General features: G+C 60.4%; 28 protein-coding genes and 1 pseudogene. 9 read left to right on the forward strand and 20 right to left on the reverse strand.

Features of this window, described 5'->3' with window-relative positions; all coding sequences use genetic code 11:
• Positions 1-41: 41 nt before the first annotated feature.
• The 5 genes from atuD (at position 42) to K0P33_RS22775 (ending at position 4959) form a co-directional block, all read left to right on the forward strand.
• Complete coding sequence (gene atuD, locus K0P33_RS22755) at positions 42-1199, forward strand: citronellyl-CoA dehydrogenase (RefSeq protein ID WP_242151576.1); 1158 nt, start codon at positions 42-44, stop codon at positions 1197-1199.
• The gene (locus tag K0P33_RS22760; protein WP_094950779.1) at positions 1196-1963 is read left to right on the forward strand and encodes an enoyl-CoA hydratase-related protein; all 768 of its coding nucleotides are present in this window, start codon (positions 1196-1198) and stop codon (positions 1961-1963) included. The genes atuD and K0P33_RS22760 overlap by 4 nt, the downstream gene beginning before the upstream one ends.
• 110 nt (positions 1964-2073) lie before the next feature.
• Positions 2074-4002, forward strand: a complete 1929-nt coding sequence (locus K0P33_RS22765) for an acetyl/propionyl/methylcrotonyl-CoA carboxylase subunit alpha (RefSeq protein WP_094950778.1) — start codon at positions 2074-2076, stop codon at positions 4000-4002.
• A gap of 66 nt (positions 4003-4068) precedes the next feature.
• Positions 4069-4611, forward strand: coding sequence for an exonuclease domain-containing protein (locus K0P33_RS22770; protein WP_094950777.1), 543 nt, complete (start codon positions 4069-4071; stop codon positions 4609-4611).
• Between the two features lie 63 nt (positions 4612-4674).
• Complete coding sequence (locus K0P33_RS22775) at positions 4675-4959, forward strand: pyrimidine/purine nucleoside phosphorylase (RefSeq protein WP_094950776.1); 285 nt, start codon at positions 4675-4677, stop codon at positions 4957-4959.
• 64 nt (positions 4960-5023) lie between these two features.
• Here the strand turns inward: K0P33_RS22775 and K0P33_RS22780 are convergent, their stop codons facing one another.
• Both K0P33_RS22780 and K0P33_RS22785 read right to left on the reverse strand, forming a co-directional pair.
• Positions 5024-5830 (reverse strand): MOSC domain-containing protein, encoded by an 807-nt coding sequence (locus K0P33_RS22780; protein WP_242151579.1) that lies wholly within the window; start codon positions 5828-5830, stop codon positions 5024-5026.
• Between the two features lie 125 nt (positions 5831-5955).
• Complete coding sequence (locus K0P33_RS22785) at positions 5956-6891, reverse strand: chemotaxis protein CheV (protein ID WP_242151581.1); 936 nt, start codon at positions 6889-6891, stop codon at positions 5956-5958.
• A gap of 534 nt (positions 6892-7425) precedes the next feature.
• Between K0P33_RS22785 and K0P33_RS22790 the strand changes: the two genes are divergently transcribed.
• From K0P33_RS22790 to K0P33_RS22800, 3 genes are all read left to right on the forward strand, one after another.
• Positions 7426-7875, forward strand: a complete 450-nt coding sequence (locus K0P33_RS22790; protein WP_242151584.1) for a hypothetical protein — start codon at positions 7426-7428, stop codon at positions 7873-7875.
• A 364-nt stretch (positions 7876-8239) separates the two neighbouring features.
• Positions 8240-9133, forward strand: a complete 894-nt coding sequence (locus K0P33_RS22795; RefSeq protein ID WP_242151587.1) for a sensor histidine kinase — start codon at positions 8240-8242, stop codon at positions 9131-9133.
• A complete protein-coding gene (locus tag K0P33_RS22800; RefSeq protein ID WP_242151589.1) occupies positions 9130-9789 on the forward strand; it encodes a response regulator transcription factor in 660 nt (219 codons plus the stop codon). The genes K0P33_RS22795 and K0P33_RS22800 overlap by 4 nt, the downstream gene beginning before the upstream one ends.
• Here the strand turns inward: K0P33_RS22800 and yegS are convergent.
• The 5 genes from yegS to K0P33_RS22825 all read right to left on the reverse strand — a co-directional run bounded on the left by yegS (position 9748) and on the right by K0P33_RS22825 (position 12566).
• The gene (gene yegS / locus K0P33_RS22805; RefSeq protein ID WP_094950771.1) at positions 9748-10668 is read right to left on the reverse strand and encodes a lipid kinase YegS; all 921 of its coding nucleotides are present in this window, start codon (positions 10666-10668) and stop codon (positions 9748-9750) included. The two genes, K0P33_RS22800 and yegS, sit on opposite strands and share 42 nt — an antisense overlap.
• A 92-nt stretch (positions 10669-10760) precedes the next feature.
• Positions 10761-11306: a hypothetical protein gene (locus tag K0P33_RS22810; protein WP_094950798.1), complete on the reverse strand. Its 546-nt coding sequence runs from the start codon at positions 11304-11306 to the stop codon at positions 10761-10763.
• Between the two features lie 33 nt (positions 11307-11339).
• Positions 11340-11666 (reverse strand): hypothetical protein, encoded by a 327-nt coding sequence (locus K0P33_RS22815; protein ID WP_094950770.1) that lies wholly within the window; start codon positions 11664-11666, stop codon positions 11340-11342.
• Positions 11667-11921: 255 nt separating this feature from the next.
• Positions 11922-12314, reverse strand: a complete 393-nt coding sequence (locus K0P33_RS22820; RefSeq protein ID WP_094950769.1) for a hypothetical protein — start codon at positions 12312-12314, stop codon at positions 11922-11924.
• A gap of 63 nt (positions 12315-12377) precedes the next feature.
• Positions 12378-12566, reverse strand: coding sequence for a methyltransferase domain-containing protein (locus tag K0P33_RS22825; RefSeq protein WP_094950768.1), 189 nt, complete (start codon positions 12564-12566; stop codon positions 12378-12380).
• Positions 12567-13254: 688 nt separating this feature from the next.
• Here K0P33_RS22825 and K0P33_RS31385 point away from each other — a divergent pair.
• Positions 13255-13572: pseudogene (locus K0P33_RS31385) on the forward strand (cytochrome c); the annotation flags it as partial.
• Positions 13573-13748: 176 nt separating this feature from the next.
• On the opposite strand, the gene K0P33_RS22835 reads toward K0P33_RS31385, so the two are convergent.
• The 13 genes from K0P33_RS22835 to flhF all read right to left on the reverse strand — a co-directional run bounded on the left by K0P33_RS22835 (position 13749) and on the right by flhF (position 25719).
• Positions 13749-14141, reverse strand: a complete 393-nt coding sequence (locus K0P33_RS22835) for a DUF2802 domain-containing protein (protein ID WP_094950767.1) — start codon at positions 14139-14141, stop codon at positions 13749-13751.
• Complete coding sequence (locus tag K0P33_RS22840; protein WP_003236843.1) at positions 14142-14624, reverse strand: chemotaxis protein CheW; 483 nt, start codon at positions 14622-14624, stop codon at positions 14142-14144. It lies immediately after the preceding gene.
• Positions 14625-14704: 80 nt separating this feature from the next.
• Entirely contained in the window at positions 14705-15493 is a 789-nt protein-coding gene (locus tag K0P33_RS22845; RefSeq protein ID WP_242151591.1) for a CheW domain-containing protein, read from the reverse strand.
• Positions 15493-16281, reverse strand: coding sequence for a ParA family protein (locus K0P33_RS22850; RefSeq protein WP_017134961.1), 789 nt, complete (start codon positions 16279-16281; stop codon positions 15493-15495). The genes K0P33_RS22845 and K0P33_RS22850 overlap by 1 nt, the downstream gene beginning before the upstream one ends.
• 51 nt (positions 16282-16332) lie before the next feature.
• Positions 16333-17220, reverse strand: coding sequence for a flagellar motor protein MotD (gene motD / locus K0P33_RS22855; RefSeq protein WP_094950797.1), 888 nt, complete (start codon positions 17218-17220; stop codon positions 16333-16335).
• Positions 17221-17235: 15 nt separating this feature from the next.
• Positions 17236-17976: a flagellar motor protein gene (locus K0P33_RS22860; protein WP_094950765.1), complete on the reverse strand. Its 741-nt coding sequence runs from the start codon at positions 17974-17976 to the stop codon at positions 17236-17238.
• Positions 17976-19088 (reverse strand): chemotaxis response regulator protein-glutamate methylesterase, encoded by a 1113-nt coding sequence (locus tag K0P33_RS22865; protein WP_094950764.1) that lies wholly within the window; start codon positions 19086-19088, stop codon positions 17976-17978. Before K0P33_RS22865 ends, K0P33_RS22860 begins: the two co-directional genes overlap by 1 nt.
• 48 nt (positions 19089-19136) lie before the next feature.
• Positions 19137-21365: a chemotaxis protein CheA gene (locus tag K0P33_RS22870; protein WP_242151593.1), complete on the reverse strand. Its 2229-nt coding sequence runs from the start codon at positions 21363-21365 to the stop codon at positions 19137-19139.
• 11 nt (positions 21366-21376) lie between these two features.
• Positions 21377-22165: a protein phosphatase CheZ gene (locus K0P33_RS22875; protein WP_094950762.1), complete on the reverse strand. Its 789-nt coding sequence runs from the start codon at positions 22163-22165 to the stop codon at positions 21377-21379.
• Positions 22166-22183: 18 nt separating this feature from the next.
• On the reverse strand, positions 22184-22558 hold the full coding sequence (locus K0P33_RS22880; RefSeq protein WP_242151595.1) for a chemotaxis response regulator CheY: 375 nt from the start codon (positions 22556-22558) through the stop codon (positions 22184-22186).
• Positions 22559-22726: 168 nt separating this feature from the next.
• Positions 22727-23467 carry an RNA polymerase sigma factor FliA gene (gene fliA / locus K0P33_RS22885; protein WP_094950761.1) on the reverse strand — a complete coding sequence of 247 codons (741 nt, stop codon included), beginning with the start codon at positions 23465-23467 and terminating at the stop codon, positions 22727-22729.
• A complete protein-coding gene (fleN, locus tag K0P33_RS22890) occupies positions 23464-24297 on the reverse strand; it encodes a flagellar synthesis regulator FleN (RefSeq protein WP_003192912.1) in 834 nt (277 codons plus the stop codon). The genes fliA and fleN overlap by 4 nt, the downstream gene beginning before the upstream one ends.
• Before the next feature lie 105 nt (positions 24298-24402).
• Positions 24403-25719 (reverse strand): flagellar biosynthesis protein FlhF, encoded by a 1317-nt coding sequence (gene flhF, locus K0P33_RS22895; protein WP_094950759.1) that lies wholly within the window; start codon positions 25717-25719, stop codon positions 24403-24405.
• Positions 25720-25722 lie beyond the last annotated feature (3 nt).

Consider the following 25722-nt stretch of genomic DNA (forward strand, 5'->3'; position numbering starts at 1 on the left):
AGCCCAGGACGCTCCGCGTCCCCACAGGGAGAACAAGAACAATGATCTTCACCCAAGAACACCAGGAACTGCGCCGCACCGTCCGCGCCTTCGTCGACCGCGAAATCAACCCGCATGTGGACGAATGGGAAAAAGCCGGGCGCTTTCCCATCCACGCTATTTTCCGCAAGGCCGGCGACCTCGGCCTGCTGGGCATTTCCAAGCCGGAAAAATTCGGCGGCATGGGCCTCGACTACAGCTACTCCATCGTCGCGGCCGAAGAGTTCGGCACCATTCGTTGCGGCGGCATCCCGATGTCCATCGGCGTGCAGACCGACATGTGCACCCCCGCCCTCGCCCGCTTCGGCAGCGATGAGCTACGCGACGAGTTCCTGCGCCCGGCCATCAGCGGCGAGCAAGTGGGCTGCATCGGCGTCTCGGAAACCGGCGCCGGTTCCGACGTGGCCGGGCTGAAAACCCATGCACGCAAGGACGGTGGCGACTACGTGATCAACGGCAGCAAAATGTGGATCACCAACTCGCCCAGCGCCGACTTTATCTGCCTGCTGGCCAACACCTCGGACGACAAGCCGCACATCAACAAGTCGCTGATCATGGTGCCGATGAACACGCCAGGCATCAGCGTCAGCCCACCCCTGGAAAAACTCGGCATGCACAGCTCCGAGACCGCCCAGGTGTTCTTTGACGGCGTGCGCGTGCCGCAGCGCAACCGCATCGGCCATGAAGGTGCGGGCTTCATGATGCAAATGCTGCAGTTCCAGGAAGAGCGCCTATTCGGCGCGGCCAACATGATCAAGGGCCTGGAGTACTGCATCGACAGCACCATTGAGTACTGCAAAGAGCGCCAGACCTTTGGCAAGGCGCTGATCGACAACCAGGTCATCCACTTTCGCCTGGCAGAACTGGCCACCGAAATCGAATGCCTGCGCGCGCTGGTCTACCAGGCCACCGAGCAATACATCAAAGGCCAGGACGTGACCCGCCTGGCCTCCATGGCCAAGCTCAAAGCCGGGCGCCTGGGCCGCGAAGTCAGCGACAGCTGCCTGCAATACTGGGGCGGCATGGGCTTCATGTGGGACAACCCCGTAGCCCGCGCCTACCGCGACGTGCGGCTGGTCTCGATTGGCGGCGGCGCCGACGAAATCATGCTGGGCATCATCTGCAAATTGATGGGCACCTTGCCTGGGAAAAAATCATGAACACCTTGCTGCTCGAACCGCATAACGGCGTGCTGCACATCACCCTCAACCGCCCGGCAAACCGTAACGCCATGAGCCTTGAGATGGTTAATGAACTGCGCGCGGTATTGGCGCAGCTCGACAGCCAAGTGCGCGCGTTGGTGATCAGCGGCGCCGGCGGGCATTTCTGTGCCGGGGCGGATGTGAAGGACATGGTCACCGCAGGCGGCAAGCAACAGTTACAGGCGCTGAACCGCGCGTTCGGCACCTTGCTGCAAGAAGTCGAGGCCGTGCCGCAGGTGGTGATCGTCGTGCTGCAAGGCGCCGTGCTGGGCGGCGGGTTTGGGCTGGCGTGTGTGAGTGATATTGCGATTGCCGATCATAAGGCGCAGTTCGGCCTGCCGGAGACCAGCCTGGGCTTGTTGCCAGCGCAGATTGCGCCGTTTGTGGTCAAGCGTATCGGCCTGACCCAGGCACGACGGCTGGCGCTGACGGCAGCGCGATTTGATGGGGTTGAGGCCCACCGGTTGGGGGTGGTGCATTTTGCCGAGAGCGATGCGCAGGCATTGGCGGAGCGCCTGGATGAGGTGCTGGGGCAAGTGTTGCAGTGCGCGCCGGGGGCGAATGGACGGACGAAAGCCTTGTTACTGGCCAGTGCCGATGAGCCGCTTGAGGCCGTATTGGATCGCGGGGCGCAGTGGTTTGCTGAGGCCGTGACTGGCGTGGAAGGGATAGAGGGGACGCAGGCTTTTGTGCAGAAGCGTAAGCCGAGTTGGTGCAAGTGACGCCATCGCAGGCAAGCCAACTCCCACAGGGAGAACGCATTTCAACAAGTGGGAGCTGGCTTGCCTGCGATGGGGCCAGAACAAACACCCGATTACCCAGGGATAAACCAATGCCCACATTCAGCAAAATCCTGATCGCCAACCGCGGCGAAATCGCCTGCCGCATCCAGCGCACCGCTCAAGGCTTGGGCTACCGCACCGTCGCCGTCTATAGCGACGCCGACGCCCAAGCCCTGCATGTGCAGATGGCCGACGAAGCCGTCAACATCGGCCCAGCCCCGGTCCAGCAGTCGTACCTCAACATCGCGGCCATCCTCAAAGCCGCTAGAATCACAGGCGCCGACGCCATCCACCCCGGCTATGGCTTCCTCTCCGAAAACGCCGAGTTCGCCCGCGCCTGCCAACACGCGAACATTACCTTCATCGGCCCCAGCCCCGAGGCCATCGAACTGATGGGCAGCAAACGCCAGTCCAAACTGGCCATGCTCGAGGCGGGCGTGCCCTGCATCGCCGGCTACCAAGGCAGCCAGCAAGACGACGCCACCCTGCAACAAGAAGCCCAGCGCATCGGCTACCCCCTGATGATCAAAGCCAGTGCCGGCGGCGGTGGGCGCGGCATGCGCCTGGTGCACGACAGCACGCAATTGCTCGACCAACTGCGCACCGCGCGCTCTGAAGCGATGAACGCCTTCGGCAGCGACGAGCTGATCCTCGAACACGCCCTGATCGACCCACGCCATGTGGAAATCCAACTGTTCGGCGACAGCCACGGTAACCTCATCTACTTGGGCGAACGCGACTGCTCGATCCAACGCCGCCACCAGAAAGTCATCGAAGAAGCCCCCTGCCCCGTGATGACAGCCGAGCTGCGCCAAGCCATGGGCGAAGCCGCGTTAGAGGCCGGGCGCGCGGTCAATTACGTCGGCGCCGGCACCGTGGAGTTCCTGCTCGACCGCAACGGGCAGTTCTACTTCCTGGAAATGAACACCCGCCTGCAAGTAGAGCACCCGGTGACCGAACTGATCACCGGCCTCGACCTGGTGGATTGGCAACTGCAAATCGCCGCGGGCCAGCCGCTGCCACTGAACCAGGCGGACGTAACCTTGCACGGCCATGCCATGGAAGTACGCGTGTACGCCGAAGACCCGGCCCAAGGCTTCCTGCCGCAAACCGGTGACGTACTGCGCTGGGAACCCGCCGCCGGCGTGCGAATTGACCACGGCGTACTCGAAGGCCAACGCATCAGCCCGTTCTATGACGCGATGCTGGGCAAGATCATCGCCCATGGCGCCACTCGCGAAGAGGCCCGGCGCAAATTGCTGCGGGCGGTCGAGGACACAGTGTTGCTGGGCGTGACCACCAATCAGCGGCTGTTGATTGACCTGCTCAAGCAAGAAGACTTTATCGCCGGCGACTTCAGCACCGGGTTTATCGCCGAACACTTCAACGAAATCCCCCGCCAGGCCGCGACGGACGAGCAGATCGCCTTGGCCGCCGCGCTGTTTTATCAACACAGCGCCCGCGCGCACCGCCAAGGTTTAGCGGGCTGGCGCAACAACGCCAGCGTGCCTTGGACCTATCGCCTGGAGATTAACGAGCAGACCCACCACATCGCCGTCAGCGTGCTGGAAGATAATCGCCTGCAGGCCAACGGCATCGACATCAGCAGCCTCAGCACCGACGGCCACTGGGCCACGCTGGTGATCAACGGCATCCGCCGCCGCGTCGCCTACCACCTCGACGATACCCAGCTTTGGCTGCCCGGCGTAAAGGTGATCGACCGCACCCAGCAAGTCGCCAGCCGCCAGCCCGACGCCGGCAGCGGCATCGTCAAGGCGCCGATGGACGGCGCCATCGTCGATGTACGCGTGAGCACCGGTGAGACGGTCACTAAAGGCCAACTGCTGCTGGTGCTCGAAGCGATGAAAATGGAACACCCGCTGACGGCCGGCATCGATGGGGTAATCAAAGGCGTGCAGGTGACTGCAGGCGATCAGGTGCGTAATCGCCAGGTTTTGTTGGAGATTGAAAAGCCCTAGGCGGAACTACAAGGCCGGGCTACGCTCTATCCCCATCAGGACGGGAAGAGTACGGGAACCTGCGCGATGCCTCATTGGCTGATTATTGACTTGGAAGCCACAACGGATGAAGGCGGCTGGCCCGTGACGGAGATGGAAGTCATCGAGATCGGCGCGAGCCTGGTAAACCGCCAGGGCCGTGAGCTGGATCACTTCCAGCGCTTTGTGCGGCCGCTGCGTCGGCCTTTGCTGACGCCCTTCTGCCGCCAATTAACCCATATCACCCAGGCCAACATCGACGGCGCTGCGCCGATGACCGAGGTGTGGCCGTTGTTTGAGCGCTGGCTGGGCCAGCATCAAACCCGCCTGGAAGGCTGGGCCAGCTGGGGTGACTACGACCGCAAGCAGCTAGAGCTGGAATGGCAACGCCATGGCCTGGCCAGCGCGCTCGCGCAAACGCCGCATGTGAACCTCAAGCAGCGCTTCGCCAAGGCGCGGCGCCTGGATAAGCCACTGGGGCTTAACGGCGCCCTGCAATTGGCCGGGATGCAGTTCCATGGCCAGCAACACCGGGCGCTGGAGGATGCACGCAACACCGCACGCCTGCTGCCGTTGATTTTGCCGGTCTAGGCAGCTCCCCTGGCCTTGGGCATACTGGCCAACCTTTCCAGACCCTTTTCCGAGGATTCACCCATGTTTAAAGTCAACGAATACTTCGACGGCACCGTCAAGTCGATCGCTTTCGGCACCGCAGAAGGTCCGGCGACCATCGGCGTGATGGCTCCGGGTGAATACGAATTCGGCACCGCCCAGCGTGAAATCATGCACGTGGTGTCCGGCGCCCTGAGCGTCAAACTGCCTGACGCCAGCGAGTGGGAAACCTTCGCCGCCGGCAGCCAGTTCAACGTACCGGCCAACAGCAAGTTCCAGCTGAAGGTCGCGGTGGATACGGCTTACCTGTGCGAATACCGCGGCTAAGTTTGCCTCGGTCAAAAAAATGCCCGTCTCGCAGGAGACGGGCATTTTTTGTGGGCAGCGCAAATTACTCGAGAACAGTCACCGGCATGCCGACTTCCAGGCGCCCTGGGCCATCGTTGACCAAGTTCTGGCCGAACATCGCGCCATTTTCCGTCTTACGATAGGCATCGAGCGTGACGAAGGGTTCGCGGTCGGCACTGCGTTCGCCGGTGGCGGGGTCGATGGTGGTGAGAATGCAGCGTGAGCAAGGCTTGACCACGCGCAACTCGACATCGCCGATACGCAGGCGCTTCCAGCCGTCTTCGGCGAACGCCTCAGCGCCTTCGATCACCAGGTTGGGACGAAAACGCAGCATTTCCATGGGCCGCCCAACGTGCTGGGAAAGGTCGTCCAGAGAGCCCTGGCCGATTAGTAACAGCGGGTAACCGTCGGCAAACGCCACCTGGTCATCATCGTTGCCGAAACCGGCCTCGGTGGTACGCGCGCGCTCAAGCGGCATTTGCACGAGCCGCGTAGGCTTGCCGATAAAGTCGCTGACCCAGGCGGCGGCTGCATCGCCTGCATCCGGCACCCGCAAGGTATCGCGCCAGATGGTCACGCCGCGCAACTCGGCATCATTGCCGGGCAGCGCCACGTCCAGCGGCGCGAAACCCGGCGAACTCAGGGTCAGGCCACCGGCACTGTTCCACAACGCCGCCAGTTGGCTCATTTTCGCCACGGCCCGTTGTGTGAGAAAGCGCCCGCTGGCTTCGTCCACCAGCATCCAGCGTCGATCCCCGTCCAGCCCGAGTTTATCCAGGCCGATGTGTTGCAAGACTTCGGCCTTGCCGGACTTCAAGGGGTAACGGTACAGCGCGCTGAGACGAAGCATGGGCCTGCTTTCCTGAAGGGGACGAAGCGTCACCCTATAGGACGGCGCTCCCAGAATCAAAGGGCGCTGGATGTCAGTGTGGCGAAGTTACTGATGGCGAGCAGGCCGGGTTACCACACAGTAGGTCAAGCCGGCACTACGTCCAGCATCAGCCGTTGGCGCACCACATCCACCAGTTTGTCGGGCTGGAATTTGGACAGGAAGTTATCGCAACCGACCTTCTTGACCATCGAATCGTTGAAGCTGCCCGACAGCGAGGTGTGCAGCACCACATACAGCCCACGCAGGCGCGGGTCGTTGCGGATCTCGGTGGTGAGGCGGTAGCCGTCCATCTCAGGCATTTCGGCGTCGGTAAAGATCATCAGCAGTTTGTCGGTCATGACATCGCCGCTGTCGGCCCAGGCTTTGAGCATGTTCAGCGCCTTGAGGCCGTCGCTGGCGATGTGCATCTTCACCCCGAGTTGGCCAAGGGTGTCGCGCAGTTGCGACAGGGCCACATTGGAGTCGTCCACCAGCAGTACTTCGCGACCACGGGCGCGTTCCAGCACTGGGTCTTCGAGTTTTTCGCGGGAAACCTTGGCGTTGTACGGCACGATTTCGGCGAGGACTTTTTCCACGTCGATGATTTCCACCAACTGGTCATCGACCTTGCTGATGGCGGTGAGGTAATGCTGACGACCGGCACTGACCGGCGGTGGCAGGATGGCTTCCCAGTTCATGTTGACGATGCGGTCCACGCCGCCCACCAGGAACGCCTGCACCGAACGGTTGTACTCGGTGACGATAATCGTGCTGTTGGGCCCCGGCACCAGCGGGCGCATGCCAATGGCCTGGGACAGGTCAATCACCGGCAAGGTCTGGCCGCGCAGGTTGACCACGCCGCATACGAACGGGTGGCGCTGGGGCATCAGGGTCAGCTTGGGCAGTTGCAAGACCTCCTGCACCTTGAACACGTTGATCGCAAACAGCTGCCGCCCGGCCAGGCGAAACATAAGAATCTCCAGGCGATTCTCACCCACCAGTTGCGTGCGTTGATCTACCGTGTCGAGAATGCCGGCCATTGAAAGCTCCTGATATGGGATTGTGCTGCTCACTTAAGGCTGTTATCGGCGGCAAGCGCCAGACCTTGACCCTGATAAATTGCCACGTAAATGCATTGATGTCACACTGACATCATGCTTTACTGCAACGGCCTGTCCAAACGGCTCTATAGCAACGTTACGCGACACGCAAATAGACGCAAGGTTCCGCTGCGTAAGGGATTCCCCTATGCACAATCAGGCCCAACCTGATATTCGCAATATCTAATAGCCATTAATGTGACACCATTCTCATTGCATGAATGGAGTCAGGCTTTTGTTTGCCATCCCAAGCCCTCGGCCCACGGGTCTTCCAGTGATTCACGTGGCGGCAGCTGAAGTTGTGCAGTCGCCCCTGATACCCAGAGCCTCGCGCGGCAATCGTAATCAATCAAGTATCGGTCCTACTGAAATCTCAGAAACGGGCTACAGATTCCAGTCATATTTCAGCGGTAGTTTTACGCCATTCACCCGGTGCGGCATCTCATCACCCGGCCTTATGTTGCGGAGACTTGCATGATGAATAATGCTAACGAATGGCAAACAGCACTTCCCGAATTCCTGCTCGAAGCCGAGACGCTCCTGGCCAAGTCGCAGGAGTGCTTGAACCACTTGCATTTGATCCGCAACGACAGCGATGCCATCGACTGCATGAAAGCCAGCCTGGCCAAGCTGGCTGAAAAGGCCGAAGGCCAGGCGCTGCAGGCCATCAGCGAATTCTCCCGGCATATTCAGTACCTGATTGCCAATGCCGTAAGCCCTATGGAACTGCATGACCAGGCGTTGAATGCCCTGCATGACTGCTTGACGCTGCTGGCCTGGCAACTGGAATTGATCGACTCCCGGACCGGTGAGTTGACCCTGGATGAAAGCGAGCAAACTAAATTGATCGCGACAGTCACGTTGCAGATCCCGCAGAAAGACTACGGCTTTAAACCGCAGCAGCGCCTGCATCACACGTTTTGAGTGTTGGCGAGGTCGTCTTTAATCGGCGAGTTATCTAAAAACGACGCAAGACATATCAATTAGCCATCAACGCTATAACGCTACAAAGCAACTTAATAAATACAATTACACCCTCTATATCTGCCCTCTTTGAACTCTGGGATTCTCTAACTCTAGAATTAGGCCCAGGGCGTGTCCGTGTGGTTAATAAACCGGTCACGCGAGGCGCCAGGCGACCAACGGTAATAGTGGTGGTACTATGCACCGCTCGAAGTGACTCAACTTCATAAAGTATGCAAATGTTTCGGCCCCGTATTCCAAACAGAGCCCTGTCAGCTGCCGTGACCGGTCTTCCCGCAGCGAACCTTCATTGGCTCCATCCGCTATGTACGCCAGCCTAAAGTCACTCATCGCCAGATCCGTGTCCCGCAGCAATGCCCGTCGCATCGTTCTCGCCCTGTGCCTTTGCTCATTGCTGGTCAGCCTGTGGGCCTACACCCAATCCGCGCCGTTGCCGCTATCGGTCCTGCTGCTGAACCTGGCCACGTTGCTGGTGGTGGGCCTGCAACAGTGGAGTTCGCGCAAATCGATAAAATTCCAGCCGCAGGAATTGGCCGATCGCTTGCTGCAAGTGCAAGAAAACGAGCGCCATCGCCTCAGCCGCGAATTGCATGACGACATCGGCCAATTGCTCACCGCCGCCAAGCTGCAAAGCGAATGGCTCATACGCCGCTTGCCTGACGACCTGCAAAGCCAATGTACTGTGCTGTGCAACACCCTGAATGAAACCTTGGCGAAGGTGCGCGACGTGTCCGCCATCCTCAACCCAAGGCAGCTGGCCAGCCTGGGTTTGGAGGCGAGCCTGCGCGCGCACCTGCTCAAGACCTTGGAAAACACCCCAGTGCACTGGAGCCTCGAATGCCAGCAACGGCTGACCGGCATCCCGGAAGAAATGGCCGTGGCGGCCTTTCGCATCACCCAGGAAGCGGTGACCAATATGCTTCGCCACGCCCAGGCACACAATTTGTTGGTACGCCTGCAACGCCTGCCCGAAGGCCTGTCGCTGATGATCTGCGATGACGGCCTGGGCTTCTCGCCTGCCATCAACCCAGGGCTAGAAGGCCAACGGGGCATGGCCGGTATGTCCGAGCGGATAGATCAGTTGGGGGGCACCTTGTCCGTCACCAGCCAGCCTGGCAAAGGGACCCGGATCGACGCGCTTTTCCCCTGGGCGCCGCGCGCCCTCGAACGGGCCAGTTCCCCTAAGGTTCTCCAGTGACCTGCAATTTACTCTTGGTGGATGACCACGCACTGATTCGGGCCGGCGTACGTGCGCTGATCCAAGATACGCCCGGCTACACAGTGATCGGCGAAGCCAGCGATGGCGCGCAGTTGCTGGAGAGGTTCAGCACCCTGCAGCCAGACATCGTGCTGCTGGACCTGTCAATGAAGCACGTCGGTGGCCTGGATGCCTTGCAGCAACTCAAGGCGGCCTACCCCAAGAGCAAGGTGCTGATCCTGTCGATGAACACCGACCCGGAGCTGATCATGCGTGCGCTGGAGTCCGGCGCCCATGGCTACCTGCTCAAAGACACCACCGCCAGCGAGCTGGAACACGCCCTGCAGGCCTTGCGCAACAACGAGCGTTACCTGAGCCCCGCGATTGCCCACACGGTGATCAATCAGGCGCTGATTCGCAACCAGGGCCAGAGCGCCCCTGTCGCCCACAGCCATAACCTGACGGCGCGCCAGCTGGAAATCCTGCGTTTGATCGTGCGCGGCAAGTCCACCCGGGAAATCGCCCACGGCCTGGGCCTGAGCATCAAGACCGTGGAAGCGCACCGCTCGCAGATCATGAAGCGCCTGCAGATTTTCGACGTGGCGGGCCTGGTGTTATTCGCCGTTCGCGAGCAGATCATCAGCTTGGACGACTAACGGCGAACCCAGCGGCAGGTGCACGCGCAAGGCTTTGGGCAGTGCGCAAAAACGCAGGTCATCGCCCTTCAACGGTTCGCCATCGAGGTTGATGTACAGCCCTTCGGCCACCTTGATCTCGACCCAGGGCAGGCGCGCCCGCACAAACATAGTGTCCAGGCCCCAGCCCTGGCTCATCAGGGTCATCAGCGTGCCGACCACCTCCTGGGGCGCGGGCAGAATGCTGATATCCAGCAAGCCATCATCGACCAACGCGCCGGGGCATAGCACATGCCCACCGCCCGCCTGACGACCGTTGCCGATACCCAGCGCGAGTAAGTCGCCTTTCCAATGGAAGCCCGGCCCTTCCAGCTCGCCATAGGCGGCCTTCAATTCACTGAAACGCGTCAACCCGGTGAACAGGTAGGCCGCGCCGCCCAGCACTTTCTTCAGATCTTCGGAGGTGTTGGCGGTGACCTGGCTGCCGAAGCCGCCCGTGGCCATGTTGAGGAATATTTGCCCACCGGCCTGGCCGAGGTCGATGGCCCTTGGCGGCACATCCAGCAGCGCCAGCGCCTGGGCAGGCTCAAGCGGCACACCGGCGGCGCGCGCGAAGTCATTGGCAGTGCCCAGTGGCATCAGCACCAGGCTGGCGTCGGTTTTGGCCAATGCCATCGCCTCGGCCACATCGCGCAAGGTGCCGTCGCCGCCACCGGCAATCAGGTGGGTATAGCCATCGGCCAAGGCTTCGTTGACCAGCCGCTGGGCGTCACCGCCCTCCCATGTCACCCGCACCGCCAGCTCCCAGCCCTGTTCGCGCCGGGCCTGCACGGCGGCGCGCACGTCCTCATTGAGGGCTTGCTTGCCGTGCAGAATCAACAGTGCCTTGGGGGTGGTCATGGTGGGCTTACTCCTGGAGTCAAAGATGCTTGAAGGATGTGGACCTTTGCGGTGGGAAAAAAAGCCATCGAGGTTGCAAATTAATTGCCCGGCTAGAAGTTATCCATCGCGTTGCACATCGACAGCTTGCCCTTGGGCGTGGGCTCTACAGGCTCCCATTGCTGACCGTGCGCAGGCAGTTCATGCAGTTGGATGGAACAGTTCGCGTAGATAGTCGCCTGCACCATGTAATCCACTCCGGGGCGCGGCACGAAGCTCATGCTGCTGAAGCATTGTCGGGAATACTGCAATTGCCCCAGGTAATGCAGCGCGATGGGCTTGTTCGCCGGCACCACCAGCTCCGTGGTCACCGCGCCGTTCCAGGTATAAATCGGCCCGGGCATGCCAAGGCTTTCGCCGTTGTGGTCAGGGAAGCCGGATTTGGTCGACGCCATCACCCCGGCGCCCGGCACATTCCAGTCCAGGCAATCGCGCCCCGGCACTGCGCGCACCAGGCCGTCGGTGATCAACCGCACACGAGCGGTCTCGCCTGACTGCGGTGGGGCGTAGCCGGTGGACAAGGAACGGATGTTCGCCACCTGGCCGCACCCCGTCAGCAGCACCAGAAGCGCCACGGGAATAACACGCAAAACAGTCATCAGCATTCAACTCGCAGGGGAAGAAAGGGCCGGTTACGGCTGGCGGCAATTTTGCTCGACCGACAACTGCGGCGCCGGCTCAAAACTCACCATCTGCAAGCCATCGGCGCCCTGGAAGATGAAGTACTTGGTGCGGCAATCTTGGAACATCTTCGAGTAGCCTTGCGCTCGGAAGCCTTGACCCTCGACCTGCTTGGTCACGGTATTGTTGCGGCTCACTACGGCGAGCACCTGCGCATAGCTGTCGCCCATTTTCACCCCGGGCTCGTTGGTGACGCTCATCGACGAGGCGCAACCGCCCAGCGCTGCTGCCGCCAGCATCAAAGCGGCGCCGTACACTCCATTACGTGTGGCGTTCATCCCTGTGTCCTTTTAATAGCCCGCGAGAAAAATAGCGCCCATACAAGCGCAGACGGCGGCACAGGGCCGCCGCAAACCAGACAGTTTTATGCCAACAAAAGCGTGGAAAGACATTTCAAATCCTTGTGCGTAAAACTTCCTACAGTTACAGGCTTGGTCAGCACAAAGACGCAAAAGTGCCATGCTCATGCATGGTGCTATGACATGTCCCGCAGATTCAACTGCGAGCGATAGGCGAGGGATTCGAGCGGAACACTAGCAACTTGGCCGTTGAGCCGTGGTGATCAGTCTGGACATGCATGCAAAAAAACGGCCCCGCTCAGCGAGGCGTTGAAGATCATTTAACCACTGAGCAGACTCTTCAACACTGATGACCTTGCTGTCGACCGCATGACTTGCCAAAGGCGCGATAAGTAACGGGTATACATCCGACAGTTCTGTGTGCAACGCAGGCACAACGCTCACCTGTACATCGACAAAGCCAAGCTCGGACAAATGATCCGCAGCGCTGATGGCGGCGTGACTATTCGCCAAGCTGTCTGCAAACGCACGCACGATGGCGCGCGTCAGTTCAGGGTAATGTGAGTAAATGACATACGCCTCCCAAACCGGGTCTATTAATAATATCCGACCGTTGGGAGCCAGCACTCTCCATGCCTCTTTAAGTGCAATTTTGGGGGTGCTGATGTGCTGATAGACGCGCTCCGACCACTACCAGCCGTACGCTTCATCCGGCGCATCGATGGTCAGTGCATCGCTCATACGGTAAGACTGCTCAGGGTAGCGTGACTGTGCCGTTTCGATCATCGCGCAACTCAAATCAACACCCACGGATGACAAACCACGCTGAAAAAGCCCGTCGACGACGGAGCCACAACCACACCCTACGTTGATCCCCATCCGCCAGGGGTGCCCAGCCTTGCGTAGGCATGCTCACGTAAGATGCGAGTGTGTGGTAACTGATCGAACTGATCAAGAAACTGAATAAGCAAGTTTGCCTGATCGCTATTATCAGGGTCTGAGAACAAAGAAATAGATGGCACGGTCAGGGCCTTGGCTTTCTGTTCATTAGCGGCGCTAGGCATTACTTTTTACTCGGCATATTCAGTTCCATCGAAGGTATTAAAGAAGCGTCCATGCAACTTGATCGGGTGCCTTCAACGTTCTTTTACTGTCGATCCTCTTATCGCTTGGATACGGATGACCTGTGGGTGGCTCGGATTGTTTGCGCGTTATCATCACGCACTGAAATGTAGCGAGTGGGCCGCCGCCCGAATACTGTTAAAAATGACAGTTTTTTAGTGCATTTAATAATAAGTAAACTGGCCGTTCGTTATGTGGGAGTTGATTTCAAGGCATGCCATTAAAAGCGACTATCTTGAACAGATAGGTGCAGCGTAGCGCTGGTAAGTCGCCTAAATATTTTTGATCAGGAGAGCAAAAATGAATAACGACTCAGCTGACGATAAACCCGCGATGGCAGCCCCCTTGGCTCGCCGCGACTTCCTCAGTAAACCAGCAGGCTTGTCGGCACAGCGGCGCTGGGCACTGCTTTTGCGCCGTTTGTTCGTGCGGCGTGGGCCGCCCCGTGACCGAACACTACATCGCCAGCTGGAACATTGACGTTGCACCCGATGGCAACAACCTGCCGCCCGGCCAAGGCACCGTCAAGGAAGGTGAGAAGGTGTATCAGGCAGCCTGCCTTGGCTGTCATGGCGCCCACCTGGAAGGCGGCATGGGCCCCGCGCTAGCGGGTGGAGCTGGCTCCCTGCCCACACCCAAGCCGATAAAAACCGTCGGCAGTTATTGGCCCTGCGCCACCACCCTGTTCGACTACGTGCGGCGCACCATGCCGTTCCAACAACCACAATCATTGAGCAATGATCAGGTGTACGCGGTGGTGGGGTATATCCTGAACCAGAACCAGCTACTGGAAGCGAGCGCCACCGTTGATGCGGCCACCCTCACCCACTTGGAGATGCCCAATCGCAATGGCTTCTACGTCGACGACAGGCCCGATGTCAGCGAGCAACCTTGCTACAAGGACTGTATCGGGCTCCAGTTGACCGGAAAAATCCGCTATCAGCTCTTGTGTAACTTACTCATCAACTGCGCCTCAGCCTGGGTCAACCCGCACGACTGGGTCAGCTCATCCACGGTCGCGCCCATGCCCACCAGCTTCGCCGCCTGGGCAAACGACAGGCTCGAAGGGTCGCGCTGTTCGATCTGCGCCAGCTTGTCCGGCAACGGCGCCAGGACCGCGCGCAGTTCATGCACCTCGTCCCCGACCTTCACCGCACTCTGCTGGAAGTGATCCACACGCTTGACCAGGTCGAGGATGCGCCGGTCACGCACGGCATCGCGCTCGGCCTGTTGCAAGGCCAATTCCCGTTGCTGGCGCATATAGCGCAGCAGGAACGCCACCGTCCCAGCCCACAACAGGGCCAGGACAATCACCGCTGCTTCAAGAAACAATCAGATGTTCTCCAGATCCGACCATTCTTCTTCGCTCATCATCTTGTCCAGCTCAACCAGAATCAGCAGCTCGCCGTTCTTGTTGCACACGCCCTGGATGAACTTGGCCGACTCTTCATTACCGACGTTCGGCGCGGTTTCCACTTCCGATTGGCGCAGGTAAACCACTTCGGCCACGCTGTCGACCATGATCCCGACCACTTGCTTGTCGGCTTCGATGATAACGATACGGGTGTTGTCGTTGACTTCGGTCGGCACCAGGCCAAAACGCTGGCGGGTGTCGATCACGGTCACGACGTTGCCGCGCAGGTTGATGATGCCCAGCACATAGCTTGGAGCACCCGGAACCGGCGCGATCTCGGTGTAGCGCAGCACTTCTTGCACGCGCATCACGTTGATGCCATAGGACTCGTTGTCCAGTTTGAAGGTAACCCATTGCAGGATCGGATCATCCAAACCTTGTGCGGACGCTGACTTATTCATACCACTGACCCCTTCAAATGCCGTTTTACTCGGCGTGTGTACTTCGCTGACCGCACTCGCATGCGGGCCTTATTATTCAATCAACTGTGTGTGTTCGGCGCCATCGCCTTGACGGCGCCACTGGCGATCAACTCGGCCAGCTCAGCGACGTCCAGCAACGCGCACATGTGTTCAATCACGGTGCCCGCCAACCACGGCCGTTGGCCCCGGTGGCTGCGCCATTTGATTTCATTTGGGTCCAGGCGCAACGAGCGGCTGACTTGATGCACCGCCAGCCCCCACTCGTAGCCCTGCACCGAGATCACGTATTGCAAGCCCTGGCGAAAGTCATCGCGGTAACGGTCGGGCATGACCCAACGCGCGGTGTCCAGCACCTTGAGGTTGCCGGCTTGGCTTGGCAGGATGCCGAGGAACCACTCCGGCTGCCCGAACAGTGGCGTCAGCTCCTGGCCTTCCAGCGAATAGATCGAACCCAGGCACACCAGCGGCACCGCCAGGGTCAACCCGGCGACGTCGAACAGCAGGCATTCGAACGGCTCGGCGGCCCACGACGGTCGGCCATCACCGGTCACCGGCGGCGGCGTGATGCTCGGTGGCAGATGGACTTCCACCACAGGCTCGACCACAACAGGCGCCACAAGAACCGGCGCAACCGGCACAACAACCGGCACGACGTGCGCATCGCGGGCTTGTTCTTCGAGCACCGCCAACTGGAATTCATCCAGCGTGCTTTCGGGCTCTACGACGGCAGGCTCAAGTACCAGAATCGGTTCCGGCAGTTCCTCCTCGGTCGCGTCCTGCAGCAACGCATCCAGGTAGGATTCCAGTGCCAGTTGCGGCCGGGTCTTGAGTTGAACGGGACGGTTCATCACGCCACCTGCGCCACAAGTTGCTGCGACAGCAAATGCTTGAGCAACGCACGGTAGGCCAGCACACCACGGCTTTTGCCGTCGAACTGCGAAGGCGTGAGGCCCGCGCGGCTGGCGTCACGCAGGCGCGTGTCCACCGGAATATAGCCATTCCAGATGGTCTCGGGGTAAGCGTCACGCAACACACGTAAAGTGCCGAGAGACGCCTGGGTCCGACGGTCGAATAGGGTGGGCACGATGCTGAACGGCAGCGCCTGTTTGCGCGAACGGTTGATCATCGCCAAGGTGCTGACCATGCGTTCCAGGCCTTTGACCGCCAGGTGCTCGGTCTGCACCGGGATCACCAGTTGCTGGCTGGCCGCCAAGGCGTTGACCATCAGCACGCCGAGTAACGGCGGGCTGTCGATGATGGCGTAGTCGAAGTCCTGCCACAGCTGCGCCAGGGTCTTGGCGATCACCAAGCCCAAGCCGCTCTGCCCCGGCGACTGGCGCTCAAGGGTGGCCAGCGCGGTGCTGGACGGCAGCAGGGAAATGCTTTCGTTACTGGTGGGCAGCAGCAGTTGCCCAGGCAGGTCGGCAGGCACGCTGCCCTTGTGCAGAAACAGGTCGTAGCAGCTGTGCTCCAGCGCATCAGGGTCGTAGCCGAAATAGCTGGTCATCGAGCCATGCGGGTCGAGGTCGACCACGACCACACGCTTGCCCGCCTCAGCCAGCAAGCCGGCTAAGGCGATGGAGGTGGTGGTCTTGCCGACCCCACCCTTTTGATTGGCAACTGCCCAGACTCTCATTCGGTTGATTCCTCCCGGTGGGCTAAAGCGCGACCGAGACAATGCATAAAGTTATTGAGCCGGTGACGGAGAATTGACGGCACTCTGACGAACCGACGGCTTAACGGTTGGCGGTGCAGTTTGTGTGCCAGCCCGCTTCAAGGCCGCATCCGGTGTTGCATTAGCGGTGCCGGTACCGGTCAGGCTGCGGCGAACATCTAGGTTGCGCGACACCACCAGCACCACGCGACGGTTACGCGCGCGGCCTTCCGCCGTGGCGTTATTGGCCACCGGCTGGAACTCACCATAGCCCACCGACGCCAACCGGCCAGGGTTCACGCCCTGCATCGCAAGCATGCGCACGATGCTCGCGGCACGTGCCGACGACAGCTCCCAGTTGGTCGGGTACTGCGCGGTGGCAATCGGAAAATTATCGGTAAAGCCTTCGACGTGGATAGGGTTTTCAAACGGTTTGAGGATCGCCGCCACCTTATCGATGATGGTGAACGCTTGGTCGCTCGGCATCGCGTCGGCGCTGGCGAACAGCAGGCTGGAGTTAAGCTCGATCTCCACCCACAACTCATTGCCACGCACGGTCATCTGGTTCGATTTAATCAGGTCGCCAAATGCGGCACTGATGTCGTCGGCGATGCTTTTCAGAGGGTCGCTGGTGCCACCGATGCCAGCGGCGGTTTCATCGCTGTCGTTGACCAGCGGCTTGGCCGGAGTCACGGTCTTGGGTCGTTCTTCGCCGATTGGAATCGGCTTGAGGGCACGGTCGGTGTCGTTGAACACGCCGACCAGCGCCTGGGAAATGACTTTGTACTTGCCTTCATTGATCGATGAGATGGAGTACATCACCACGAAAAACGCGAACAGCAAGGTAATGAAGTCGGCGTAGGACACCAGCCAGCGTTCATGGTTGACGTGTTCTTCAGGCTCGCGGCGGCGACGGCTCACACTCAATCCCTCCCATCAATCCATGAAGCCCTGGAGCTTCAATTCGATGGAGCGCGGGTTCTCACCCTCGGCAATCGACAACAGGCCTTCCAGCAACATTTCGCGGTAACGCGACTGACGCATAGCAATCGACTTGAGCTTGCTGGCCACCGGCAACAACACCAGGTTGGCACTCGCCACGCCGTAAATGGTGGCGACAAACGCCACGGCAATCCCGCTGCCCAACTGCGACGGGTCGGCCAGGTTACCCATCACGTGGATCAGGCCCATCACCGCACCGATAATGCCGATGGTCGGCGCGTAGCCGCCCATGCTTTCAAAGACTTTGGCGGCGTTGATGTCGCGGCTTTCCTGGGTGAGAAAGTCCACTTCCAGGATGCTGCGAATCGCTTCCGGCTCGGCGCCGTCCACCAACAACTGCAGACCTTTGCGCGCGTAGCTGTCGGGCTCGGCATCGGCCACGCCTTCCAGGCCCAGCAGGCCTTCCTTGCGCGCGGTGAGGCTCCAATTGACCACGCGATCGATGCCACCGGGCAGGTCGACGCGCGGCGGGAAGATAATCCAGATCAGGATCTGCATCGCACGTTTGAACGAGCTCATCGGCGATTGCAACAACGCTGCGCCCACCGTGCCGCCAATCACGATCAATGCCGCCGGGCCGTTGGCCAAGGCGCCAAGGTGGCCGCCTTCAAGGTAGTTGCCGCCGATAATCGCGACAAACGCCATGGTGATGCCAATCAGGCTCAAGACATCCATCAGAGGCAGGCCTCCACCAGATGCTTGCCGATGTCGTCCAGGCTGTAGACGGCGTCGGCCAGGTCAGCCTTGACGATGGCCATGGGCATGCCATAGATCACGCAGCTGGCTTCGTCCTGGGCCCAAATCGCGCTGCCGCCCTGCTTGAGCAGGCGTGCGCCTTCACGGCCGTCGGCGCCCATGCCGGTGAGCACCACCGCCAGAACTTTGTCGCCGTAGGACTTGGCAGCCGAACCGAAGGTGATGTCCACGCACGGCTTGTAGTTCAAACGCTCGTCGCCCGGCAGGATTTTAATCGCACCACGGCCATCCACCATCATCTGCTTGCCGCCCGGGGCCAGCAGCGCCAGGCCAGGACGCAGGATGTCGCCATCCTCGGCTTCCTTGACGCTGATGCGGCACAGTTTGTCCAAACGCTCGGCAAATGCCTTGGTGAACGCAGCCGGCATGTGTTGGATCAACACGATCGGCGCCGGGAAGTTGGCTGGCAGCTGGGTCAACACCCGCTGCAAGGCAACCGGGCCGCCCGTGGACGTACCGATGGCCACCAGCTTGTAGGCTTTGCGCTTGGGTGCAGGCGAATGCGCAGCTGCACGCGCAGGAGCGGCGGCCGGACGCGCAACCGGCGCAGGTGCCGGGCGACCAAAGGTGCTCGGGGCTGCGGGCGGCGGCGTAACCGGTGCAGGCGCCGGCGCACTGAACAGGCTGCGACGGTTACTGCGCGAAATGCTGTGCACCTTCTCGCACAGCATCTGCTTGACCTTCTCGGGGTTGCGCGAGATATCTTCGAAATTCTTCGGCAGGAAGTCCACCGCACCCGCATCCAGCGCATCCAGGGTGACCCGGGCGCCTTCATGAGTGAGCGAGGAGAACATCAACACCGGCGTAGGGCAGCGCTGCATGATGTGTCGAACTGCCGTGATGCCATCCATCATCGGCATCTCGTAGTCCATGGTGATCACGTCCGGCTTCAGCGCAATGGCTTGATCAATCGCCTCTTTGCCGTTAGTGGCCGTGCCGACCACCTGGATCGTTGGATCGGCGGAAAGAATTTCCGAGACGCGGCGGCGGAAGAAACCCGAATCGTCCACCACCAGGACCTTGACTGCCATAAACACTCCGTTAGGCGGGGCGGGCAATACCGCCCTGCCCCACCAGAATCAAATACGCCGTGCGGCGTAACGCTTGAGCATGCTCGGAACATCAAGAATCAGCGCGATCCGACCGTCACCGGTAATGGTCGCACCCGACATGCCCGGGGTTCCCTGCAGCATTTTGCCCAAAGGCTTGATGACCACTTCTTCCTGGCCCACCAACTGATCGACGACAAAGCCGATGCGCTGGGTGCCCACGGACAAGATCACCACATGGCCTTCGTGCTGCTCTTCATGTTTGGCCGATGCCACCAGCCAGCGCTTGAGGTAGAACAGTGGCAACGCCTTATCGCGCACAATCACCACTTCCTGGCCGTCCACCACGTTGGTGCGTGACAGGTCGAGGTGGAAGATCTCGTTGACGTTGACCAGCGGGAAGGCGAACGCCTGGTTGCCCAGCATCACCATCAGGGTCGGCATGATCGCCAAGGTCAACGGCACCTTGATGACGATTTTCGAGCCCTGGCCCTTGGTCGAGTAAATATTGATCGAGCCGTTGAGCTGGCTGATCTTGGTCTTCACCACGTCCATGCCCACACCACGGCCAGACACGTCGGAAATCTCGGTCTTGGTCGAGAAGCCCGGGGCGAAGATCAGGTTGTAGCACTCAGTGTCGGTCAGGCGGTCGGCGGCGTCTTTGTCCATCACGCCACGCTTGACCGCGATATTGCGCAGAATCGCCGGGTCCATGCCTTTGCCGTCATCGGTGATCGACAGCAGGATATGGTCGCCTTCTTGCTCGGCCGCCAGAATCACCTTGCCGTTACGGGACTTGCCCGAGGCTTCGCGTTCTTCCGGGGTTTCCACGCCGTGGTCAACGGCGTTGCGCACCAAGTGGACCAGCGGGTCGGCCAGGGCCTCGACAAGGTTTTTGTCGAGGTCGGTTTCTTCACCCACCAGTTCCAGGTTGATTTCTTTCTTGAGCTGGCGTGCCAGGTCGCGAACCAGACGTGGGAAGCGGCCGAAGACTTTCTTGATCGGCTGCATCCGCGTTTTCATCACCGCGGTCTGCAAGTCAGCGGTGACCACGTCGAGGTTCGACACAGCCTTTTGCATGGCTTCATCGCCGCTGTTCAAGCCCAAGCGCACCAGACGGTTACGCACCAGCACCAGCTCGCCGACCATGTTCATGATGTCGTCCAGGCGCGCGGTATCAACGCGCACGGTGGTTTCGGCTTCACTGGCAGGCTTGTCGGCCACCGGCGCCGCCGCAGCTCGCGCAGGTGCCGGGGCGGCTGCAGGGGCTGGAGCGGGTTTGGCGGCAGCCGGGATGGCGGCCGGTGCGGGTTTCGCCGCTACCGGGGCGGCAGTCGCCGCAGCGGCCGGGGCCACTTCGGTGAACTTGCCTTTGCCGTGCAAATCATCCAACAGGGCTTCGAACTCGTGATCAGAGATCAGCCCGTCGCCCGCTGGTGCCGCACTGGCAGGTGCTGCACCGGCGACTGGGGCTGCGGCGGTCGCGGCAACTTGCGGCAAGGCTTCAGCGACAAACGTGCCTTTGCCATGCAGCTGGTCGAGCAACGCTTCGAATTCGTCGTCGGTAATGTCGTTGCTGGCCGGGGCCGCTGGCGCTTTCGACTCGGCGGCGGGTGCCACCACGTCAGCGGCGAACTGGCCTTTGCCATGCAACTGGTCGAGCAGGGATTCGAACTCTGCGTCGGTGATGTCTTCGCTGGTCGGCGTTGCGGGCGCAGCAGGCGCTTGCGGCGCTTGCGGCGCCTCAGCCTCGGCCTTCACCGCACTGAGGGAGTTGAGCAACTGCTCGAACTCGCTGTCGGTCACATCCGCTTCCGGCTCAGCAACCGCAGCAGGCGCTGCTTCCACCACCGGCGCAGCCGGGGTGGCGGCAGGTTCTGCCAGGCGCGCCAGGGCGGCCAGCAGTTCCGGCGTGGCCGCTGTGATCGGGGCACGTTCGCGCACTTCGCTGAACATGCCGTTGACCGCATCCAATGCTTCCAGAATCACGTCCATCAGTTCCGAGTCGACGTGGCGCTCACCCTTACGCAGGATGTCGAACACGTTCTCGGCGATGTGACAGCACTCCACCAGCTCATGGAGCTGGAGGAAGCCGGCGCCCCCTTTTACAGTGTGAAAACCGCGAAAAATTGCATTGAGCAGGTTCGCATCATCCGGTCGACTTTCCAGCTCGACCAGTTGTTCGGACAGTTGCTCTAAAATTTCGCCGGCCTCTACAAGGAAATCCTGAAGGATTTCTTCATCGGCGCCGAAGCTCATGTGGGTGCTCCTTAGAAGCCTAAACTGGATAACAGGTCATCTACGTCATCCTGACCTGACATAACGTCTTCACGTTTATCGGCATGAATCTGCGGACCTTCACCCTTGGCGAGATGTTTTTGTGGATCTTTTTCCGAGAGGATCGCTTCGCGGTCATGTTCGATGCCGGCAAAACGATCAACTTGGCCGGCCATGAGCACCAATTTGAGCAGGTTGCTTTCCACTTCGGTGACCAGTTGGGTCACGCGTTTGATCACCTGACCGGTGAGGTCCTGGTAATCCTGGGCCAGCAGAATGTCATTGAGGTTGCTGGCAACCGTACGGTTGTCCTGCTCGCTGCGCGACAAAAAGCCGTCGACCCGACGCGCCAAATCACGAAACTCTTCGGCCCCCACTTCGCGACGCATGAAGCGGCCCCAGTCAACGCTCAGGGCTTGTGCTTCGGTGGTCATGCCATTGACCAAGGGCGTTGCGTTTTCCACCAGGTCCATGGTGCGGTTGGCCGCCGCCTCTGTCAGCCTGACCACATAGGACAGGCGTTCGGTGGCATCGGTAATTTGCGAAATTTCTTCGGCCTGGGGCATGTGCGGGTCAATCTGAAAATTGACGATCGCACTGTGCAGCTCGCGTGTGAGCTTGCCCACTTCCTGGTACAGGCCGCGGTCACGGGTCTGGTTAAGCTCATGGATTAACTGCACCGCGTCGCCGAACTGGCCTTTTTCAAGGCTTTCAACCAACTGGTGAGCATGCTTTTTCAGGGTCGACTCAAAGTCTCCCTGTGACGTTTCTTTATGCTCCATAGCTCCCCCGTGGCAGCATCAATGACCGATGCGTTCGAAGATTTTTTCGATCTTCTCTTTCAAGGCCTGTGCAGTGAATGGCTTGACCACGTAGCCGTTTACCCCAGCTTGGGCGGCTTCGATGATCTGTTCACGCTTGGCTTCGGCGGTCACCATCAACACAGGCAGGCTGCGCAGTTTTTCATCGGCGCGCACGTGGCGCAGCAAGTCGATGCCGGTCATGCCCGGCATGTTCCAGTCGGTTACCAGAAAGTCAATGCTCCCGCTGTTGAGGATCGGAATCGCCGTAATGCCGTCATCCGCCTCGACCGTGTTAGTGAACCCAAGGTCACGCAACAGGTTTTTTATGATCCGCCGCATCGTTGAGAAGTCATCAACGATGAGGATTTTCATGTTCTTGTCCAATTCGACCTCCAAGCAGTCTTAAACGCGCCCAGCACCTGGACGCGCCATTTCAATCAACAGGCGTTACACAAAAAGGACTGCCCAGGGCACCACGCAACGAACCCGCGAAAGCATGCAGCCTTCGCGGTAGCGTCTGCAGTGTCCCCACACTGCCTGTCAGCGCGTGCGCCACTCTCCCAATCGCCCCCGCAAGCGGGCTGCGCACTGGCTGTGCAACTGGCTGACACGCGATTCGCTGACCCCCAGGACCTCACCGATTTCCTTGAGGTTCAGCTCTTCGTCGTAGTACAGCGACAACACCAGTCGCTCACGCTCCGGCAAATTGGCAATCGCGTCCGCCAACGCCCCCTGGAAACGTTCGTCTTCCAGGTCGCGCGACGGCTCCAGATGTGCACTCGCGCCATCCTCGTGCAGCCCTTCGTGTTCGCCGTCCTGCAACAGGTCGTCGAAACTGAACAGGCGGCTGCCCAAGGTATCGTTCAAAATCCCGTAGTAATCGTCGAGACTCAATTGGAGTTCGGCCGCAACTTCATGATCTTTAGCGTCACGACCGGTTTTTGCTTCAATTGAGCGAATTGCGTCACTGACCATTCGCGTGTTGCGGTGTACCGAACGCGGCGCCCAATCCCCTTTACGCACCTCATCGAGCATCGCGCCACGTATACGAATACCCGCATACGTCTCGAAACTCGCGCCTTTGCTCGCGTCGTATTTGGTCGACACTTCGAGCAAACCAATCATGCCGGCCTGGATGAGGTCTTCGACCTGCACGCTGGCGGGCAGGCGTGCCAGCAAGTGGTAGGCAATGCGCTTGACCAGCGGCGCATAGCGCTCGATCAACTCGCCCTGGCTGTCACGTGCCGACTTTTTGTAAAGGTTGTAGCCGCTGGCTGTCATAGCACCGGTCCTGCGCTCGTCTGATGCACCAATCGCTCGACGAAAAACTCCAGATGCCCCCGAGGGTTAGCGGGCAACGGCCAAGTATCGACCTTCTGAGCAATAGCCTTGAACGCCAATGCGCATTTGGAACGAGGGAACGCTTCGTAGACTGCACGCTGCTTTTGCACAGCCTTGCGTACACACTCGTCATAGGGAACTGCGCCCACGTATTGTAGGGCGACATCGAGGAAGCGATCCGTGACCTTGGTCAACTTGGCGAACAGGTTTCGCCCTTCTTGCGGGCTTTGGGCCATGTTGGCCAACACGCGAAAGCGATTCATGCCGTAGTCACGGTTAAGCAATTTGATCAGGGCGTAGGCGTCGGTGATCGACGTAGGTTCGTCGCAGACCACCAGCAACACTTCTTGCGCGGCGCGCACAAAGCTGACCACCGACTCGCCGATCCCGGCGGCGGTGTCGATCACCAGCACGTCGAGGTTGTCGCCGATATCGCTGAACGCCTGGATCAGGCCGGCATGCTGCGCCGGGCTCAGGTGCACCATGCTCTGGGTGCCCGAGGCGGCCGGCACGATACGAATGCCACCGGGGCCCTGCAGCAGCACATCGCGCAGCTCGCAGCGGCCTTCGATCACATCGGCAAGGGTATGTTTGGGTGTCAGCCCCAGCAGAACGTCGACGTTCGCCAGGCCCAGGTCAGCATCCAGCAGCATGACGCGACGGCCAAGCTCTGCCAGGGCCAGGGACAAATTCACTGACACGTTAGTTTTCCCGACGCCACCTTTGCCGCCGGTCACCGCGATCACCTGTACGGGATGCATGCTGCCCATTTTATTTCTTTACCTTGTCTTGCTTAGACGCAGGCTACATGGCTTGGCCGCGTGAATCGCTTGCAGACCATCGATGTAGGTACATTTCACGGTGTTCATCCCGCCTCAACCGACCCGTTTTGCCGGGTGGTGGTAAAGGTCGGCGAACATATCGGCCATCGCTTCCTCGCTAGGCTCTTCTTGCATTTGCACGCTGACAGCACGGCTGACCAACTGATGACGGCGCGGCAGATGCAGATCATCCGGAATCCGCGGCCCGTCGGTCAGGTAAGCAACCGGTAATTCATGACTGATAGCCAGGCTCAGCACTTCGCCCAGGCTCGCGGTTTCGTCGAGCTTGGTGAGGATGCAACCGGCCAGGCCGCAGCGCTTGTAGCTGTGGTAGGCAGCGGTAAGAACCTGTTTCTGGCTGGTGGTTGCAAGCACCAGGTAATTCTTCGACTTGATGCCACGCCCGGCCAGGCTTTCCAGCTGCATGCGCAGCGCCGGGTCGCTGGCTTGCAGGCCGGCGGTGTCGATCAGCACCACGCGCTTGCGCAGCAGCGGGTCGAGGGCGTTGGCCAGGGACTGGCCCGGGTCGACGTGGGTCACCGACACATTGAGGATGCGGCCCAGGGTCTTGAGCTGCTCCTGGGCGCCGATGCGGTAGCTGTCCATGCTCACCAGCGCGATGTTCTGCGCGCCGTACTTGAGCACATAACGCGCCGCCAGCTTGGCCAGGGTGGTGGTCTTGCCCATGCCGGCAGGGCCGACCATGGCAATCACACCGCCCTCTTCCAGGGGTTCGATTTCCGGGGTGACGATCATGCGCGCCAAGTGCGCCAGCAACATGCGCCAGGCTTGGCGCGGCTCCTCGACCTCGGCGGTGAGCGCCAGCAAGTCACGGGACAACGGGCCGGACAGGCCGATCCGTTGCAGGCGACGCCACAGGTTAGCCTGTTGCGGCTTACTGCCTTGCAACTGGTTCCACGCCAAGGAGCCCAACTGTACTTCGAGCAGCTCACGCAGGCCATTGAGTTCAAAACGCATCGAATCAAACACGCGTTGGTCGACTGCGGCGGCCGGTGCCGGCGCTGCAGGACGTGGCGGCTCTTTGAATGTTGGTTCCACCAGCGGCTCGGAAGCAGTAAGCGGCAGGCCGGCGAACAGCTGGCGATTGGTGGTGGCGTCGCTGTCGCCACGCATGCTCAGCTCAGCCTGGGCCGAGACAATGCGCGAGGCGGTCTTGCGCAACTCGTCTTCGAGTTCCATGTTCGGCACGCGCGGCGCCAGCGCCGAGGGCGTGTAATCCAGGGCAGCCGTCAGCTCGACACCGCCGGCAATACGACGGTTACCGATAATCGCGGCATCGGCGCCCAGCTCATCACGTACCAGTTTCATGGCCTGACGCATATCGGCGGCGAAAAAACGCTTAACTTGCATATC

It is taken from the genome of Pseudomonas sp. ArH3a, from assembly GCF_022648765.1.
Lineage (GTDB): Bacteria > Pseudomonadota > Gammaproteobacteria > Pseudomonadales > Pseudomonadaceae > Aquipseudomonas.

Bases quoted from the DNA above. Each gene is read 5' to 3' on its own strand.
- atuD (WP_242151576.1), top strand. From the start codon at position 42: ATGATCTTCACCCAAGAACACCAGGAACTGCGCCGCACCGTCCGCGCC.
- K0P33_RS22760 (WP_094950779.1), top strand. From the start codon at position 1,196: ATGAACACCTTGCTGCTCGAACCGCATAACGGCGTGCTGCACATCACC.
- K0P33_RS22765 (WP_094950778.1), top strand. From the start codon at position 2,074: ATGCCCACATTCAGCAAAATCCTGATCGCCAACCGCGGCGAAATCGCC.
- K0P33_RS22770 (WP_094950777.1), top strand. From the start codon at position 4,069: ATGCCTCATTGGCTGATTATTGACTTGGAAGCCACAACGGATGAAGGC.
- K0P33_RS22775 (WP_094950776.1), top strand. From the start codon at position 4,675: ATGTTTAAAGTCAACGAATACTTCGACGGCACCGTCAAGTCGATCGCT.
- K0P33_RS22780 (WP_242151579.1), bottom strand. From the start codon at position 5,830: ATGCTTCGTCTCAGCGCGCTGTACCGTTACCCCTTGAAGTCCGGCAAG.
- K0P33_RS22785 (WP_242151581.1), bottom strand. From the start codon at position 6,891: ATGGCCGGCATTCTCGACACGGTAGATCAACGCACGCAACTGGTGGGT.
- K0P33_RS22790 (WP_242151584.1), top strand. From the start codon at position 7,426: ATGATGAATAATGCTAACGAATGGCAAACAGCACTTCCCGAATTCCTG.
- K0P33_RS22795 (WP_242151587.1), top strand. From the start codon at position 8,240: ATGTACGCCAGCCTAAAGTCACTCATCGCCAGATCCGTGTCCCGCAGC.
- yegS (WP_094950771.1), bottom strand. From the start codon at position 10,668: ATGACCACCCCCAAGGCACTGTTGATTCTGCACGGCAAGCAAGCCCTC.
- K0P33_RS22810 (WP_094950798.1), bottom strand. From the start codon at position 11,306: ATGACTGTTTTGCGTGTTATTCCCGTGGCGCTTCTGGTGCTGCTGACG.
- K0P33_RS22815 (WP_094950770.1), bottom strand. From the start codon at position 11,666: ATGAACGCCACACGTAATGGAGTGTACGGCGCCGCTTTGATGCTGGCG.
- K0P33_RS22825 (WP_094950768.1), bottom strand. From the start codon at position 12,566: ATGGGGATCAACGTAGGGTGTGGTTGTGGCTCCGTCGTCGACGGGCTT.
- K0P33_RS22840 (WP_003236843.1), bottom strand. From the start codon at position 14,624: ATGAATAAGTCAGCGTCCGCACAAGGTTTGGATGATCCGATCCTGCAA.
- K0P33_RS22845 (WP_242151591.1), bottom strand. From the start codon at position 15,493: ATGAACCGTCCCGTTCAACTCAAGACCCGGCCGCAACTGGCACTGGAA.
- K0P33_RS22850 (WP_017134961.1), bottom strand. From the start codon at position 16,281: ATGAGAGTCTGGGCAGTTGCCAATCAAAAGGGTGGGGTCGGCAAGACC.
- K0P33_RS22860 (WP_094950765.1), bottom strand. From the start codon at position 17,976: ATGGATGTCTTGAGCCTGATTGGCATCACCATGGCGTTTGTCGCGATT.
- K0P33_RS22865 (WP_094950764.1), bottom strand. From the start codon at position 19,088: ATGGCAGTCAAGGTCCTGGTGGTGGACGATTCGGGTTTCTTCCGCCGC.
- K0P33_RS22870 (WP_242151593.1), bottom strand. From the start codon at position 21,365: ATGAGCTTCGGCGCCGATGAAGAAATCCTTCAGGATTTCCTTGTAGAG.
- K0P33_RS22875 (WP_094950762.1), bottom strand. From the start codon at position 22,165: ATGGAGCATAAAGAAACGTCACAGGGAGACTTTGAGTCGACCCTGAAA.
- K0P33_RS22880 (WP_242151595.1), bottom strand. From the start codon at position 22,558: ATGAAAATCCTCATCGTTGATGACTTCTCAACGATGCGGCGGATCATA.
- fliA (WP_094950761.1), bottom strand. From the start codon at position 23,467: ATGACAGCCAGCGGCTACAACCTTTACAAAAAGTCGGCACGTGACAGC.
- fleN (WP_003192912.1), bottom strand. From the start codon at position 24,297: ATGGGCAGCATGCATCCCGTACAGGTGATCGCGGTGACCGGCGGCAAA.
- flhF (WP_094950759.1), bottom strand. From the start codon at position 25,719: ATGCAAGTTAAGCGTTTTTTCGCCGCCGATATGCGTCAGGCCATGAAA.